This window comes from Aeromonas sp. A35_P (genome assembly GCF_002259925.1).
In the GTDB taxonomy this organism is placed as follows: Bacteria; Pseudomonadota; Gammaproteobacteria; order Enterobacterales; family Aeromonadaceae; genus Aeromonas; species Aeromonas dhakensis.
Map to the genome: position 1 here is coordinate 20902 of NZ_NEVB01000055.1, position 14530 is coordinate 35431.

General features: G+C 63.8%; 13 protein-coding genes. 11 read left to right on the forward strand and 2 right to left on the reverse strand.

The features are described 5' to 3' along the window. Positions 1-141: 141 nt before the first annotated feature. Positions 142-801: a YccT family protein gene (locus tag CAK78_RS04705; RefSeq protein WP_094696525.1), complete on the forward strand. Its 660-nt coding sequence runs from the start codon at positions 142-144 to the stop codon at positions 799-801. Between the two features lie 85 nt (positions 802-886). Continuing rightward, the gene (locus CAK78_RS04710) at positions 887-1783 is read left to right on the forward strand and encodes a histone deacetylase family protein (protein WP_094696526.1); all 897 of its coding nucleotides are present in this window, start codon (positions 887-889) and stop codon (positions 1781-1783) included. Positions 1784-1909: 126 nt separating this feature from the next. Here CAK78_RS04710 and CAK78_RS04715 read toward each other — a convergent pair whose 3' ends face one another. Together CAK78_RS04715 and ylqF are read right to left on the reverse strand one after the other, a co-directional pair. Further along, positions 1910-3052 (reverse strand): MFS transporter, encoded by a 1143-nt coding sequence (locus tag CAK78_RS04715; RefSeq protein ID WP_094696527.1) that lies wholly within the window; start codon positions 3050-3052, stop codon positions 1910-1912. 281 nt (positions 3053-3333) lie between these two features. After that, positions 3334-4284 (reverse strand): ribosome biogenesis GTPase YlqF, encoded by a 951-nt coding sequence (gene ylqF / locus CAK78_RS04720; protein ID WP_042071942.1) that lies wholly within the window; start codon positions 4282-4284, stop codon positions 3334-3336. Positions 4285-4616: 332 nt separating this feature from the next. Between ylqF and CAK78_RS04725 the strand changes: the two genes are divergently transcribed. The 9 genes from CAK78_RS04725 (at position 4617) to CAK78_RS04765 (ending at position 14506) form a co-directional block, all read left to right on the forward strand. After that, positions 4617-6008, forward strand: a complete 1392-nt coding sequence (locus CAK78_RS04725; RefSeq protein ID WP_094696528.1) for an alkaline phosphatase — start codon at positions 4617-4619, stop codon at positions 6006-6008. Positions 6009-6019: 11 nt separating this feature from the next. Further along, positions 6020-7414, forward strand: coding sequence for an alkaline phosphatase (locus CAK78_RS04730; protein WP_094696529.1), 1395 nt, complete (start codon positions 6020-6022; stop codon positions 7412-7414). Positions 7415-7464: 50 nt separating this feature from the next. Beyond that, positions 7465-8148, forward strand: a complete 684-nt coding sequence (locus tag CAK78_RS04735; protein ID WP_094696530.1) for a hypothetical protein — start codon at positions 7465-7467, stop codon at positions 8146-8148. A gap of 80 nt (positions 8149-8228) precedes the next feature. Next, the gene (locus CAK78_RS04740; RefSeq protein ID WP_176452669.1) at positions 8229-8963 is read left to right on the forward strand and encodes a substrate-binding periplasmic protein; all 735 of its coding nucleotides are present in this window, start codon (positions 8229-8231) and stop codon (positions 8961-8963) included. 231 nt (positions 8964-9194) lie between these two features. Then, complete coding sequence (gene rnk, locus CAK78_RS04745) at positions 9195-9590, forward strand: nucleoside diphosphate kinase regulator (RefSeq protein WP_005302721.1); 396 nt, start codon at positions 9195-9197, stop codon at positions 9588-9590. A gap of 187 nt (positions 9591-9777) precedes the next feature. After that, the gene (gene uhpA, locus CAK78_RS04750; protein ID WP_005302722.1) at positions 9778-10368 is read left to right on the forward strand and encodes a transcriptional regulator UhpA; all 591 of its coding nucleotides are present in this window, start codon (positions 9778-9780) and stop codon (positions 10366-10368) included. Further along, entirely contained in the window at positions 10365-11885 is a 1521-nt protein-coding gene (gene uhpB / locus CAK78_RS04755; protein ID WP_094696532.1) for a signal transduction histidine-protein kinase/phosphatase UhpB, read from the forward strand. The genes uhpA and uhpB overlap by 4 nt, the downstream gene beginning before the upstream one ends. A 27-nt stretch (positions 11886-11912) precedes the next feature. Next, positions 11913-13241: an MFS transporter gene (locus tag CAK78_RS04760; RefSeq protein ID WP_094696533.1), complete on the forward strand. Its 1329-nt coding sequence runs from the start codon at positions 11913-11915 to the stop codon at positions 13239-13241. Between the two features lie 476 nt (positions 13242-13717). Continuing rightward, positions 13718-14506 (forward strand): transporter substrate-binding domain-containing protein, encoded by a 789-nt coding sequence (locus CAK78_RS04765; protein ID WP_176452670.1) that lies wholly within the window; start codon positions 13718-13720, stop codon positions 14504-14506. Positions 14507-14530 lie beyond the last annotated feature (24 nt).

Sequence of the window (14530 nt, forward strand, 5' to 3'; positions counted from 1 at the left end):
GCCCGATGAGTTTACATCGGGAAAGCGAGAGCCCTAGCGCAGCAAGGGCGCCATCAACGCCTATTGCCGCCCTCTGGCAAACCTGCAAAAATGAGCCCCTGTTTTTCAGTGGGCACTCGCCTGACTGTTCAAGGAGATGAAATGAAACTGACTGTTCTGGTGCCAGCCCTGGCTGGTCTGTTGTGGGCAGGTAGTGCCCTGGCCGATGCCCAACTGGAAGTGAACAACCCCTATGTGGTGCAGCTGATCGATGGTCAATCCATCAATCCCAAACTGCTCGACAAGACGAGTACCTATCCTATCAAGGCCGGCAAGCACCAACTGGTCGTCGCCTTCGAAGGCAACTACTCCAGCCGCAGCGACACCAAGCTGGTCACCGCCGAGCCGCTGGTGATCAACTTCACCGCCGCCGACCACCAGAAGCTGGTGCTGGACTACAAGAAGCCGCGCAACGAATCCGAAGCCAAACAGTTCGTCAAGGAACAGAAAGTCGCGCTCAAAGACAAGAGCAGCGGCCAGGTCGTCACCACCGAGCAGTTCGTGCTGCCGAAGGTGGAAGGCTTCCAGCTGACCCGTGACTATCAGCAGGAGCTGATCAACATGGGCAAGGCGTTCAACCAGCCCAAGACTGTCGCCGTCTCCACCGCTGCCGTCATGGCCGCCAACAGCGCCCCGGTTCAGGTAGCCCCGAGCAAGGCCCAGAGCAACCCGGAAGCCCTGACCCAGCTGCAAAACTGGTACAACAAGGCCGATGCGGAGACCCGCAAAGCCTTCCAGATCTGGGTGATCCAGCAGCAGTAATTGCATCTGTTCGTCCCGAGTTATCGGGCATGACAAGGGGAGCCTGGCTCCCCTTTTTCATATCTGCTCACAAGGCCCCGGCGTCATGTCACTGCGCATCTTCCATCATCCCCTCTACTCCGCCCTGACCCTGCCAGCGCGCCATCGCTTTCCGCTGGCCAAATACCAGGCGCTGTTCGAACACCTGGGAAACCTGGGTTATCCGCTGGCAGAGGCCGCGCCCGCCAGTCGCGCCCAGATAGAGAGAGTGCACGATACGGGCTATGTGGAGGCGGCCCTCACCGGCACCCTGGATGCGGGTGCCATTCGCCAGCTGGGGTTTCCCTGGTCACCCGTGCTGATTGAGCGCACCCTGCGCTCGGTGGGCGCCACCCTTGCCGCCAGCCGCCACGCCCTCGCGCAAGGCTGCGGCCTGCAGATCTCCGGTGGCTATCACCACGCCCACCGGGACTTTGGCAGCGGCTTTTGCCTGTTCAACGATCTGGTGATCGCCGCCCAGACCTGTCTGGACGAAGGGCGCTGCGAACAGGTATTGATCGTCGATCTCGATGTTCATCAGGGGGATGGCAGCGCCGCCCTGTGCCAGGGTCGACGCGACATCATCACCCTCTCCCTGCACGGGGAGCACAACTTTCCCCGCCACAAGCCCGCCTCCCACATGGATTTCCCCCTGCCAAGCGGCATGGAGGACGATGCCTACCTCACCACGCTGGCAGAGGCGCTCAATCTGGCGCTGCGGCTCTACGCCCCCGATCTCATCCTCTATCAGGCCGGGGTGGACGTGCATCATGCCGACGAGCTTGGCTATCTCGCATTAAGTGATGAGGGGGTGCGCCAGCGCGATGCCATGGTCTTTGACTGCGCACAACGGCACGGGCTGCCCATTGCCGCCGTACCGGGCGGCGGCTACCGCCGTGACTGGCAACAGCTAATCCCGCTGCATATGTCCTTGTTTGAAGAAGCGAAAAAGCGTTACGGCTAGCCGTTGAGCTCTGCCTGGCCACCGTTGCAGACAACAAGGCGGCCCCTTGGCCGCCTCTGCTTTATATGGCGTGCCATCCAGCCTCCTATCGGGAAGCGAGGATGGTGCCCTGCCGCCGACCACAGTTCAGGCGTGGGCCACCGGTGTCGAGTGTTTCCCCATGGGGCGCAGCAACATCAGCAGATAAACGCACGACACGCCGGCGATCATGATGAACAGCAGGTTGTCCGAAAGGTGCTGCATCAGGAGCGCGGTATAGGCCGGGCCGAGCAGACTGCCGATGGTGTAGCTCAGCAGCAGCGCCTGGTTCATGGCCACCAGCTGATGGTGCTCGACCTTCTCGCAAGCCCACGCCATGGCCACCGGATAGAGGGTGAAACCGGCGGCGCCCAGGATGAACAGCGCCGGCCCCATCGCCACACCGCCGAGCATGGCCCCGCACCCCAGGATCACCACCAGCACCTGCGCCCGCAGCACCGGCAGGCGGCCGAACCTGTCCGCCAGCCGGCCCACCGGCCACTGCCCCAGGATGCCGGCACTCACCATCACCGCCATCCAGTAACCAATACCGGCATCGCTCACCCCCTGATGGTTCAGGTAGAGCGGCATCAGGCCGTAGAGGGAGCCCAGCACGATGCCGGAGATGATGCAGCCATCGACCCCGAGCCGTGCCTGACGCAGCCGCAACATGGGCCAGACCCGGGTTGAACCCTGCGCTTCGCGACGCTCACTGACGATGCGGGTGAACAACAGCGGCAGGATAGCCGCCAGGATCAGCCCACTCGCCCAGGGCAGTACCTCCATCAAGCCGGTCGGCAACTTGCTGACCAAGAGCTGGCCGAGCACTGTGCCCAGGTAGTAGACCATCATGTAGGCGGCCAGCAGGCGGCCCCGATTGTGCGCGTTGCCGCTGCACATCAGCGCGCTCTCCACCACCACCCTGGCGCAGCCGATGCCGGCGATAAATCGCCAGCCGAGCCAGCTCCAGAAATCAAGGGTGATACCGAGCCCGACACAACCGGCGGCAAAGAGGGCGGAGGCCAGGTAATAGCTGCGGTTGAAGCCGCAGCGCCTGATCAGGGTGCCCGCCAGCAGGGTGCCCAGCAGGTTGCCGCTGAAATAGGAGGAGCCGACCATGCCCACCTGCCAGGTCGGCAGCTGTTCATGGGCAAGCCAGAGCGGTACCAGGGTATTGAGCACCGCGATGGAGAGGGTCAGCAGCAACAGGCCACAGAGCAATAACAGCACTGGCCGGGTGTATATGGTCATGGGTAAAACCGTGAGAGAGTCAAAAATGCGAGCGCATCATGCCACCGCCAATGCCATTGTCAATCGGCACTGAAAGCAGGATCGCAAGGTTTTATCGAATGCTGCTGGTGCGGTGCAGCACGGCACCGTTCGGCGCCTGGCTTATCCCCTTGATTCACGGACTCTTTGGCCATGATGACGGGCAGATGCCGGTTGCCTGTCGGCCTCTTCTCAATCCTGGGGGCCATCACGAGAAGAGGCGACCCCGGGTCGCCTCTTCTTTATACCTAGCAAAAAGCCGGTCAGCGCTGACGCTTCTTGGCGTACTTGCGGCGGGCCCGCGCCTGGCGCTCCTCTTCCCGCTCCGCCTTCTCCTTGGCCTTCTGTTCGGCCTCGGCATCGGCTTCCACGATTTCGCTGCTCACCATCTGCGGGGTCTCCAGCGAGATGCGGCCCAGCAGGCCAGAGCGGAACTCGTTGACCAGGATCTCGGACGCCTTGTGCAGATCCGACAGCCCCCCCTTGCGCATGAAGCCGCGCTGACGGGCAATCAGATCCAGCAGTTCGATCTCGGTCTCGGGCAGCACGTCAATCTGATAGCGCGCCTGGATCCGCTCCGGATAGGCCTTGAGGAAGTAGTCAGCGGCGAACATGGCGATGTCCGCATAGTCATAGACGGTATCCTTGATGGCGGCCGTGATGGCCAGCCGATAACCGCAGGAGGGCGGGTTGAGTTTGGGCCACAAGAAGCCCGGGGTATCGGTCAGGATGACGTTGTTGTCGAGCTTGATCCGCTGCTGGGACTTGGTTACCCCCGCCTCGTTGCCGGTGCGGGCGATGATGCGCCCCGCCAGGGTGTTGATCAGGGTGGATTTGCCCACGTTGGGAATGCCCATGATCATGGCGCGCACGCCGCGCAGCTCCAGATTGCGCTCCGGCAGCATCTCGTGGCAGAGGGTCAGCAGCTGCTTGATCTTCTCCGGCTCCTGCTGGGTCAGGGGCAGCGCCTTGATCCCCTTCTCCTGTTCCATGTGGGCCACCCACAGCGCAGTGATCTCGGGGTCGGCGAGATCCGCCTTGTTGAGCACCTTGATCACCGGAGTATCGCCGCGCAGCTCGGGCACCAGCGGGTTTTCGCTGGAGAAGGGAATGCGGGCGTCGAGCATCTCTATGATGACATCGACCTGGGGCATGACCTCGGCAATCTCTTTGCGGGCCTTGTGCATGTGGCCGGGGAACCAGTTGATGGACATATCCGTTACTCTCATCTAGGGACTGCGGGCGCGGGCTTGCGGTGGCGCGAGCGGCGGGCGATGGCGGACGCAGGGCGTCGCAAGGGGGCGCATTTTACCTGCACCCGCCCCGATTTGACAGGCCATTCTAGCCGCCAGCCGGCAAACCGGCCAGATTTTCGCCCGCCCCCTCCCCTCGTCAGCCGATCTGGCCAGCCCCGGCTATTGATAGATAAGTGATTGATACAACATAACATTCACGCAACACCTTCACCGGATTGTCATCCAGTTTCACTAAAAGTGTCATCTGCGACCTCTAGGCTGCGCTCAGGTTTTACAAGGAGCGAACCCCAATGAGAAAGATGGCAGGACTTGCATTGATGATCGGCGCCGCCCTGGCCGCCGGCTGCAACTCCAACAACGACAGCAGTACGCCCGAGCCCGGTGCCAAGAACGTGATCTTCTTCCTCGGCGACGGCATGGGTCTCAACACCCTGACCGCCGCCCGCATCTACGGCGTCGGTGAAGAGGGCAGCCTCACCATCGATACCCTGCCGGAGACGGCCTTCATCAAGACCTTCTCCCACGACTCTCAGGTGACCGACTCGGCCCCCTCCATGTCCGCCTACATGACCGGGGTCAAGAGCAACAACGGTGTCATCAGCATGGACGGCGATGCCACCCAGGAGAACGACTGCAGCAAGAGCGCCGGCAAGCCGGTCACCACCTTGCTGGAGCTGGCCAAGGCCGCCGGTCGCGGCACCGGCGTGGTTACCACCACCCGGGTGACCCACGCCACCCCGGCCGCCACCTACGCCCACCTCTGCAACCGGGATCTGGAAGCGGACATCGCCGCCCAGCTGGTACCCGGCGGCGCCGGTTACAACAGCGCCCTCAAAGAGGGAGTGGACGTGGTACTCGGCGGCGGCAGCAGCTTCTTCCGGCCCTTGGCCGACAAGGGCAAGCGCGAGGATGGCCGCAACCTCATCGACGAGATGAAGGCCAAGGGCTACCAGTTTGCCGCAACCCTGGACGAGCTGAACCAGGCCGATGCGAGCAAGCCGCTGCTGGGGCTGTTTGGCTCAAGCCACATGAAATATGACCTGGACCGACCCGCCAGCGAGCCCTCCCTGACCCAGATGACCCTGGCCGCCATCAAGCAGCTCAAGGACAAGAAACAGGGCTACTTCCTGATGGTGGAAGGGGGTCGCATCGACCATGCCCTGCACGACACCAACGCCAAGCGTGCCCTGCAGGACACCCTCGCCTTCGACAACGCCATCAAGGCGACCATCGACGAGGTGAAGAAAACCGATCCCGAGCTGAAAAACACCCTGATCGTGGTCACCGCCGACCATGACCACACGCTGGTGCTGAACGGCTACGCCAAGCGGACCGGCAAGACCACCGCCGACAATCCGGGCGTGCTCGGGCTGGTGAAGAACTATGAAACCGGTGAGCCGAGCAAGGATGCCGACGGCATGCCCTACACCATCATCGGCTTTGGCAACGGCTATAACCGGGTGGATGGTCCGCGCAGCAGTGTGGCGCCGCTGGACGACGCCACCGTCTCCGCCAATGACTATCACCAGGAGGTGGTGGTCAAGGTAGGCGAGATAGGCAACGAGACCCACGGCGGCACCGACGTCTTCCTCGGCGCCATCGGCCAGGGAGCGGAGAGCTTCCACGGCTCACTCGACAACACCGCCGTGTTCGGCAAGGTCAAGGCTGCGGCCGGGCTGTAAGGAGCATTCCCATGAAAAGCGTCATGAAACAAAAACTGCATAAAACCCTGATCAGCACGGCCCTGCTGGCCGCCCTCGGCGGCGCGGCCCAGGCACAGGCCAGCGACGCCAAGAACGTCATCCTGTTTATCGGTGACGGCATGGGCCCCACCGTGCTCACCGCCACCCGCCTCTACAAGGTGGGGGAAGAGGGCAATCTGGAGATAATGAAGCTGGCCCGCAGCGCCCGCATCAAGACCTTCTCCAACGATGCCCAGACCACCGACTCGGCCCCCTCCATGGCGGCCTACACCACCGGGGTCAAGATGAACAACGAGGTGATCGCCATGAGCAGCGACACCAAGGCCGTCGCGCCCGGCAAGGACGTCAACGGCAACAAGGGCATCAACAACTGCACCAGCGACAACGGCAAGCCGGTGCCCACCATTCTCGAGCTGGCCAAGGCAGCCGGCAAGTCGGTGGGGGCCGTCACCACCACGGAGCTGACCCATGCCACCCCGGCCGCCACCTATTCCCACATCTGCCATCGGGATGCCGCCTACGCCATCGCCGAGCAGGCGGTACCGGGCGGCGCCGGCTTCAACACCGCGCTGGGTGACGGGGTCGACGTGCTGATGGGGGGCGGCGCCAACCACTGGACGCCCTACAACAGCACCAGCAACAAGGGTGGCCGCGCCGACGGGCGGGATCTCACCGCCGAGCTGACTGCCCAGGGCTACCACTATGTCACCACCAAAGAGGAGCTCTCTGGGGTCAACTCGGGCAAGGTGCTTGGACTGTTCAGCGCCAAGTCCCACCTCGACTACGAGCTGGACCGGGTCGCCAAGGGGGCGGCAAGCACCCAGCCCTCCCTCTCGGAGATGACTGCCAAGGCAATCGATCTGCTCAGCCAGAACAGTCAGGGTTACTTCCTGATGGTGGAAGGGGGTCGCATCGATCACGCCCTGCACGGCACCAATGCCAAGCGCTCGCTCACCGACGCGGTGGCGCTCGACGAGGCGGTCAAGACGGCGCTCGGCAAGGTGGACTTGAAAGATACCCTGATCGTGGTCACCGCCGACCATGACCACACCATGACCATCAACGGCTACTCCGCCAAGGGCAACAAGGTGCTGGATCTGGTGAAAAACGGCGACGGCTCGACCCAGAACGACGTGGATGGCAAACCCTTCACCACCCTGGTGTTCGGCAACGGCCCCAACCGCGCCGACGTGCGCCCCACCCTCACCAGCGATCAGGTGATGGCGGACGACTACCTGCAAGAGACCGGGGTCAAGCTGGGCTCCGAGACCCACGGCGGCGGCGATGTGATGCTGTTTGCCGACGGCGCCGGCAGCAGCCGCTTCAAGGGCACCCTCGACAACACCAAGGTGTTCGGCAAGCTCAAGGAGGCGCTCGGTCTGTAAACGGCAGGGCCCGGCAAGGTGCCGGGCCCTGCTCGCTCGAGCGAGACGGTATGATGCGATACTTATTACCCTTGTGGCTGCTCACCAGCAGCCTCTCTTTTCCCCTCCTGGCCGAGGAGGTCCCCGATCTGGCCGCCCGCATCCACTATCAGGACAGGGTGACCAGCAGCGACGGCATCAGCAAGGAGAGCCAGTGGCAGGAGAAGTGGTTGCGGGTCGGCGACCAGGTGTGGAGCCAGCGGCTCATTCCCCTCCCCCTGGCCCGTGCCTACCACGCCGCCCACGATGCCACCCCGGGCCACAAGCACTTTACCCACCAGATGGCAGCGCGCTGGGTGACCCACAACCAGCAGGATGAGTTGCAACTGCGCTACGCCGACAACTGGCACAACCAGCTGGTGGAGGTACCGGAGGAGGAGTATGGCCAGGTGGCCTTCAAGCCCGACTGGCCCAGGATCCGCCACCTCATCAATCCGGCCCTGCTGCAGGAGATGACCCCCCTCGACGAGCCGGCCCCCGAGCAGGCCCGCTGGTATGAGAAGCGCGAGGGCAAGCAGCGCACCCGCATCCTCTGGTCGAGCCGCTGGCAGTTGCCGCTGGTGGTGGAGTCGGCCAGCCTCGACGGCTATCGCAGCTACCGGATGGAGGTGACCCTCAAATCCCTGCCCAAAGCTCTGCCCTGGCAGCAACTGGAGGGCTACCAGACTCTGGATCTGCGAGATTTCTTCGACTGACGCGACACCCCGAACAGGGTGGGCTGACTTGTGCCGACGGGGTGGTACACTCTGTGTACTCATCCCGGATCAGGTCTGCCATGCGAATTTCCGCTCTCCTGCTGCTGTTTTGCTCCCTGCTTTTTTCCGCCCTGCCGGCCCGGGCCGTGGTGGTCATCGCCGCCGAGATCCCGCCTTATGTGATCCGCTCCAATCAGGGGGCCCCGAGCGGCATGGTCATCGAAGTGCTGGAAGAGGCCGCCCGCCGGCTCAAGGAGCCGCTGACCATCGAACTGATGCCGCTGGCCCGCGCCCTCAGCCAGGCCCGCTATCGCCGGAATGTCTTGCTGGTGCCGCCGGTGCGCAGCCCCCAGCGCGCCCCTCAGTTTCTCTGGATTGTCCCCCTGATGGACGAGGCCTTCGTGCTGGTCAGCCATCGCCAGTACCACCCGACCCCCCTCACCATCAACGCCCTGCCCGGCCTCACCGTCGGCGTAATGCGCGGCTCCTTTGGCCAGAGCCTGCTGCGACCCTATCCGCAGGTGAAACAGGCACTGGTGGCCGAGGAGATCCACAACGCCGACAAGCTGGCACTGGGCCGCATCCAGGGCTGGGCGGTGGCCTGGAACAGCGCCCGCTACAACCAGCAGCAGGCCGGCCTGCCGGTGGCGGATCTGGTGCGCGGCGAAACCCTGCAACAGTCTCCCCTGTACCTGGCTGCCAGCCCCCATTTTCCAACCGCCGAGGCAACCCGCTGGTACCAGACCATCACCGCCATGCGCGACGACGGCAGCCTGGCGCGCATCATCAAGCAGTACGATTACCAGGCGCCCTGACAAGCTTGTCAGGAGAATTGCCAAAGCAGTTCAGAATGGTTATGGTATCCCCATGAAAGCGCTCATGATTTTGTCAAGTCAGCTCACACCCCGTTGAGCCCCCGCCCTCGCCCCTGACAGCGAGTCGTTGGGGGCATCGCATTCCCGATCTGTTTTTTCGTATCGCACTCTCTTTTTTCGGCCAGCTTGTCCGTCATCTTGGCCATCTGACCCATTGATAAGGAATATCTTATGAAACAGCCACATCTCGTGATTTCCAGCCTGGATCTCGACCGCATCGAGCAACTGCTCGGCAACCACCCCCAGCACCTGGCCCTGCAGGAGGAGCTGGACCGCGCCGAGATCCGCGAACCGGCCGACATGCCGCCGGACGTGGTGACCATGAACAGTACGGTGCGCTTCAAGATGCAGAGCAGCGGCAACGAATTCTGCCTGACCCTGGTCTACCCGCGGGACGTGCAGGGGGACGAGTCGAAGATCTCCGTGCTGGCGCCGGTCGGCAGTGCCCTGCTCGGGCTCAAGGTGGGTGACAGCATCGCCTGGCCGGGCCCGGCCGGTCGCACCATCCAGGTGGAGATCCTGGAGGTGGTCTATCAGCCGGAGCGTGCCGGCGAGCTGCACCGCTAACCCCCAGGGCACGCGCCGGCCTGCATGACGGCGCCGGGCGTGCCCCTGCAGCTGATCCCGATCAAGCTTTGCCACAGAAGTGGCGCCAATCCTGCCTTCCGACCCCGCTTTCACTTGAGCCGGGACGAGGGGGCAGGTATCTTGTTGGCCGCGCCAGCACCCTGGCCGCAGATTTCAGGCTGACATCATGATTAAGATTGCCCTCATCGACGATCACCAGATCGTCCGCTCCGGTTTTGCCCAACTGCTCAATCTCGAACCCGACCTGCGGGTGGTGGCCGAATTCGGCTCCGCCGCCGAAGCGCTGGCGGGACTGCCCGGCAGCGGGGTGCAGCTGTGCGTGTGCGACATCTCCATGCCGGATCAATCCGGGCTGGATCTGCTCAAGCGCCTCCCCTCGGGGCTGGCCGTGGTGATGCTCTCGGTGCACGACAGCCCGGCCCTCATCGAGCAGGCCCTGCAGGCCGGCGCCAAGGGATTTCTCTCCAAGCGCTGCAGCCCGGACGAGCTGATCGCCGCGGTGCGCACCGCCGCCCACGGCGGCTGTTACCTCACCCCTGACATCGCCCAAAAGCTCGCCTGCAACAGCCAGGATCCCCTCACCAATCGGGAGCGGGAGGTGGCCCAGCTGCTGGCGCGAGGGCTGGAGGTGAAGGCCATCGCCGAGCAGCTCGGCCTCTCCCCCAAGACGGTGCACGTGCACCGCGCCAACCTGATGGACAAACTCAAGGTCAGCAACAACGTGGAGCTGGCCCACCGCATGCTGGACAGCTGGTGATCGCTCGTCTGGCCAGCTATGTCGCCATCTCGCTGGCGGCCTGCTTCATCTTTGCCGCCGGCTGGTTTTGCCTCTGGAGCATAGGCCTGCACCTGGCGGGCTCCCCCATGCTGGCGGCCCTGCTGTTCCCCTTCGGCCTGCGTCTTGGGCTACTCTTGCAAAGCCCGCTCGCCTACTGGCCGCCGCTGCTGCTGTGCGAATCCCTGCTGCTCTACTGGCTCAACCAGGAGGTGGGACTGCCGCTGTGGCCGCTCATTCAGGCGGGCAGCCTGCTCACCCTGCTGCCGCTGCTCATCGCCCGCCGCCAGCCGGTGCGCAACGACTGGCAGCAGCTGCTGGTGCTGCTGGCCACCGTCACGGTGGCGGCCGGGCTGCAGTCGCTGCTCTGGCACCTGGCCGGCGAGGATGGCCTCACCGCCCTGCTGCTCACCCTCACCGGCGGGCTGACCCTCACCTCCACCTGCATGCTGATCTGGCACTACCTCACCCGCGCCACCTGGGTGCCGCTCGGTCCTGCGCTGGTGGATCAGCCGGTGGACTGGCGCTTTCGTCACCTGGTTTGGTATCTGCTGCTGTTCGTGCTGAGCCTCTGGCTGCAGCTCGGCCTGCCGGCCTCGCTGGTGCGCTTCACCCCGTTTTGCCTGGCCATTCCCATCATGGCCATGGCCTGGCGCTACGGCTGGCAAGGGGCCCTCCTCGCCACCCTGATGAACACGGTGGCGCTGATGGCCGGTCAGGCCTGGCACGATCACCCCCTCGATCTGCTGCTCTCCCTGCTGGCCCAGAGCCTCACCGGCCTGCTGCTCGGCGCCGGCATCCAGCGCCAGCGCGAACTCAACCAGGCGCTGACCCGCCAGCTCGCCCACAACCGCCAGCTCACCGAGCGGCTGCTGGAGAGCGAAGAGAGCATCCGCAAGGAGGTGGCGCGCGAGCTGCACGATGACATCGGCCAGACCATCACCGCCATCCGCACCCAGGCCGGCATCGTACGCCGGTTGGCGCCTGACAACGCCGGGGTGGGCCAGAGCAGCGCCCTTATCGAGACCCTGTCGCTTGGCATCTACGACGCGGTGCGCGGCCTGCTCGGCCGGCTGCGTCCCCGCCAGCTCGACGACATGAGCCTGGAGCAGGCGGTGCGCGCCCTGCTGCGCGAGCTGGAGCTGGAGCGCCGCGGTATCGTCACCCGGCTGGAGTGGCAGCTGGCGGACGCCGGGCTCTCCGATGCCCAGCGGGTCACCCTGTTTCGGGTCTGTCAGGAGGGGCTCAACAACGTGGTCAAACACGCCAACGCCAGCTCGGTCACCATCCGGGCCCAGCGTCAGGGCGAGCGATTGACCCTGCTGCTGGAAGACGATGGCTGCGGCCTGCCCGAGCACCGCCCCCCCCAGGGCTACGGCCTGCTCGGCATTCGCGAGCGGGTGCAGGCGCTGGGGGGCTCGCTGCAGCTCTCCTGCGTACACGGCACCCAGCTGACCGTGACCCTGCCCGATCGCAAACGGGAGGAGAACCATGCATAAGCCCACTCTCCGGCCGGGAGCGCTTCCATGCTGAGCTTTATGCGCAGTACGCCGCCCCAGCCCCTCCTCCGCGATCAGGCCGAGATCGACGCCTGTTATCGCCACTGGCGACTGCACATACTGCTGACCATGTACCAGGGCTACGCGGTCTTCTACTTCACCCGCAAGAGCTTCAACTTCGCCATGCCGGACATGCTGGCCAGCGGCATGCTGGCCAAGGCCGACATCGGAATGCTGTGGACCCTGTTCTACATCACCTACGGCTGCTCCAAGTTCTTCTCCGGCATCATCAGCGACCGCGCCAATCCGCGCTACTTCATGGGCCTCGGCCTGATGGCGACCGGGGTCATCAATATCCTGTTCGGGCTCTCGTCGTCGCTGTGGCTGTTTGCCGCCCTCTGGGTGGCCAACGCCTTCTTCCAGGGCTGGGGCTGGCCACCTTGCTCCAAGCTGCTCACCAGCTGGTACTCGCGCAGCGAGCGCGGCTTCTGGTGGTCGGCCTGGAACACGGCCCACAACGTGGGCGGCGCACTCATCCCCCTCATCGTCAGCACCCTCGCCCTGCAGCACGGCTGGCGCTACGGCATGATAGTACCCGGTCTTATCGCCATCCTTGCCGGGCTGTTTCTCTGCTGGCGGCTGCGGGATACCCCGAGCGCCATGGGGCTGCCCACGGTGGGCGAGTGGCGCAGCGATGCGCTGGAGCTGGCCCAGCAGACTCAGGATGCGGGGCTCTCCCATCGCCAGATCCTGCGCAAATACGTGCTCGGCAACCCCTATATCTGGCTGCTGGCCTGCTGCTACGTGCTGGTCTACGTGGTGCGCACCGCCATCAACGACTGGGGCAACCTCTACATGACCGAGCAGCGCGGCTTCAATCTGATGAGTGCCAACTCGGCCATCTCCATGTTCGAGGTGGGGGGCTTTATCGGTGCCCTGGTGGCGGGCTGGGGATCGGACAAGCTGTTCAACGGCAACCGCGGGCCCATGAACCTCATCTTCGCGGTGGGGATATTGCTCTCGGTGGGGTCGCTCTGGCTGATGCCCTTCTTCAGCTACGTGATGCAGGCGGCCTGCTTCTTCACCATCGGCTTCTTCGTGTTCGGCCCCCAGATGCTGATCGGCATGGCGGCGGCGGAGTGCTCCCACAAGAACTCTGCGGGGGCCGCCACCGGCTTCGTCGGCCTGTTCGCCTACATGGGGGCGGCGCTCTCTGGCTATCCGCTGGCCAAGGTGATGGAGATCTGGCACTGGCAGGGCTTCTTCGTGGTCATCTCGGTGGCGGCCGGCGTCTCCGCCCTGTTGCTGCTCCCCTTCCTCAAGGCGCAGGCCCCCCGCCCTCGCGAGGCGGCCTGACTCACTCCGGCCGGCAGACCCGTCTCTTGATTTGATCGCGGCGCAGCCGGTCTGCGCCTGCCACCCACACCTCTTTGCCTATCTCCTTTACCACTCATATGAAGCTGATTGTTGGCGCTCGCCAGCCGGCTGAGCAGCAATTGGCACCGCTGACGGCGGGTCTCCTTGTAACAAAATGTGCTGAATACATTTTGGGCTTGAACCCGCCCCATTAGATAGATATGTTGTTTTCGTGTGATTTTATGAGTGTCGCCACGGGGAAAATGCGCCACTAACCTATTGAGTCATCTGGCACAATCGGCATTTGGTACATTTTTCACTCAGCTGGCGGCGAATAGAATCCCATATGGGGCTTTCGCCTCGATCAAGACAATAATCCTGTCTTGCCCTGTTGCCGGATGCAGCAGTCTCTTGTGCCACGGAGTCGCACGGGATCAGGTTCAAGGCTGAACACACTTTTGACAGAGACGTCACTTATGATCAAAAAACTCATTCTCTCTACCCTGCTGCTGTGCGGGCTGGCCAACGCGGCCCCCAGTTCCACCCTGGATGCCGTGCTGGAGCGCGGCGTGCTGCGGGTCGGTTTCGACGCCGGCTATCAACCCTTCGAGATGACCAACAAGCAGGGCCAGTACATCGGCTTTGACGTGGATCTGGCCAAGCTGGTCGCCAAGGAGATGGGCGTCAAGGTGGAGTTCGTCAACACCGCCTGGGATGGCATCATCCCGGCGCTCTTGACCGACAAGTTCGACGTCATCATGGGCGGCATGACCGTCACCCCCCAGCGCAACCTGCGCGTCAACTTTGCCGACCCCTACATCGTGGTCGGGCAGACCATAGTCGTGCGCAAGGACAAGGCCGGCGAGATCAAATCCTTCACCGACCTCAATGACCCCAAGTACAAGATCGCGGTCAAGCTCGGCACCACCGGCGAGCAGGCGGTCAAACGCCTGATCCCGAAAGCCACCCTGCTGCAGTTTGAAACCCAGGATGACGCCAAGCTGGAAGTGATCAACGGCAAGGTAGACGCCTTCGTCTACGACCTGCCCTACAACGCCATCTTCGCCTCCCAGAACAAGGGCGCCGTGGTGCATCTGGACAAGCCGTTCACCTTCGAGCCGCTGGCCTGGGCCATCCGCAAGGGGGATCAGGACACCCTCAACTGGTTCAACAACTACCTGCGCCAGATCAAGGGCGACGGCAGCTACGACCGCCTCTACAAGAAGTGGTTCGAATCCACCGCCTGGCTTGATCAGCTCAAGTAACCTCGCAAGGGGCGGCCCGCCGCC

What these genes read in the sequence shown, in the direction of transcription:
- CAK78_RS04705 (WP_094696525.1), top strand. Translation starts at nt 142, where the DNA reads ATGAAACTGACTGTTCTGGTGCCAGCCCTGGCTGGTCTGTTGTGGGCA.
- CAK78_RS04715 (WP_094696527.1), bottom strand. Translation starts at nt 3,052, where the DNA reads ATGACCATATACACCCGGCCAGTGCTGTTATTGCTCTGTGGCCTGTTG.
- CAK78_RS04740 (WP_176452669.1), top strand. Translation starts at nt 8,229, where the DNA reads ATGCGAATTTCCGCTCTCCTGCTGCTGTTTTGCTCCCTGCTTTTTTCC.
- CAK78_RS04735 (WP_094696530.1), top strand. Translation starts at nt 7,465, where the DNA reads ATGATGCGATACTTATTACCCTTGTGGCTGCTCACCAGCAGCCTCTCT.
- CAK78_RS04730 (WP_094696529.1), top strand. Translation starts at nt 6,020, where the DNA reads ATGAAAAGCGTCATGAAACAAAAACTGCATAAAACCCTGATCAGCACG.
- CAK78_RS04725 (WP_094696528.1), top strand. Translation starts at nt 4,617, where the DNA reads ATGAGAAAGATGGCAGGACTTGCATTGATGATCGGCGCCGCCCTGGCC.
- uhpA (WP_005302722.1), top strand. Translation starts at nt 9,778, where the DNA reads ATGATTAAGATTGCCCTCATCGACGATCACCAGATCGTCCGCTCCGGT.
- ylqF (WP_042071942.1), bottom strand. Translation starts at nt 4,284, where the DNA reads ATGTCCATCAACTGGTTCCCCGGCCACATGCACAAGGCCCGCAAAGAG.
- CAK78_RS04765 (WP_176452670.1), top strand. Translation starts at nt 13,718, where the DNA reads ATGATCAAAAAACTCATTCTCTCTACCCTGCTGCTGTGCGGGCTGGCC.
- CAK78_RS04760 (WP_094696533.1), top strand. Translation starts at nt 11,913, where the DNA reads ATGCTGAGCTTTATGCGCAGTACGCCGCCCCAGCCCCTCCTCCGCGAT.
- rnk (WP_005302721.1), top strand. Translation starts at nt 9,195, where the DNA reads ATGAAACAGCCACATCTCGTGATTTCCAGCCTGGATCTCGACCGCATC.
- CAK78_RS04710 (WP_094696526.1), top strand. Translation starts at nt 887, where the DNA reads ATGTCACTGCGCATCTTCCATCATCCCCTCTACTCCGCCCTGACCCTG.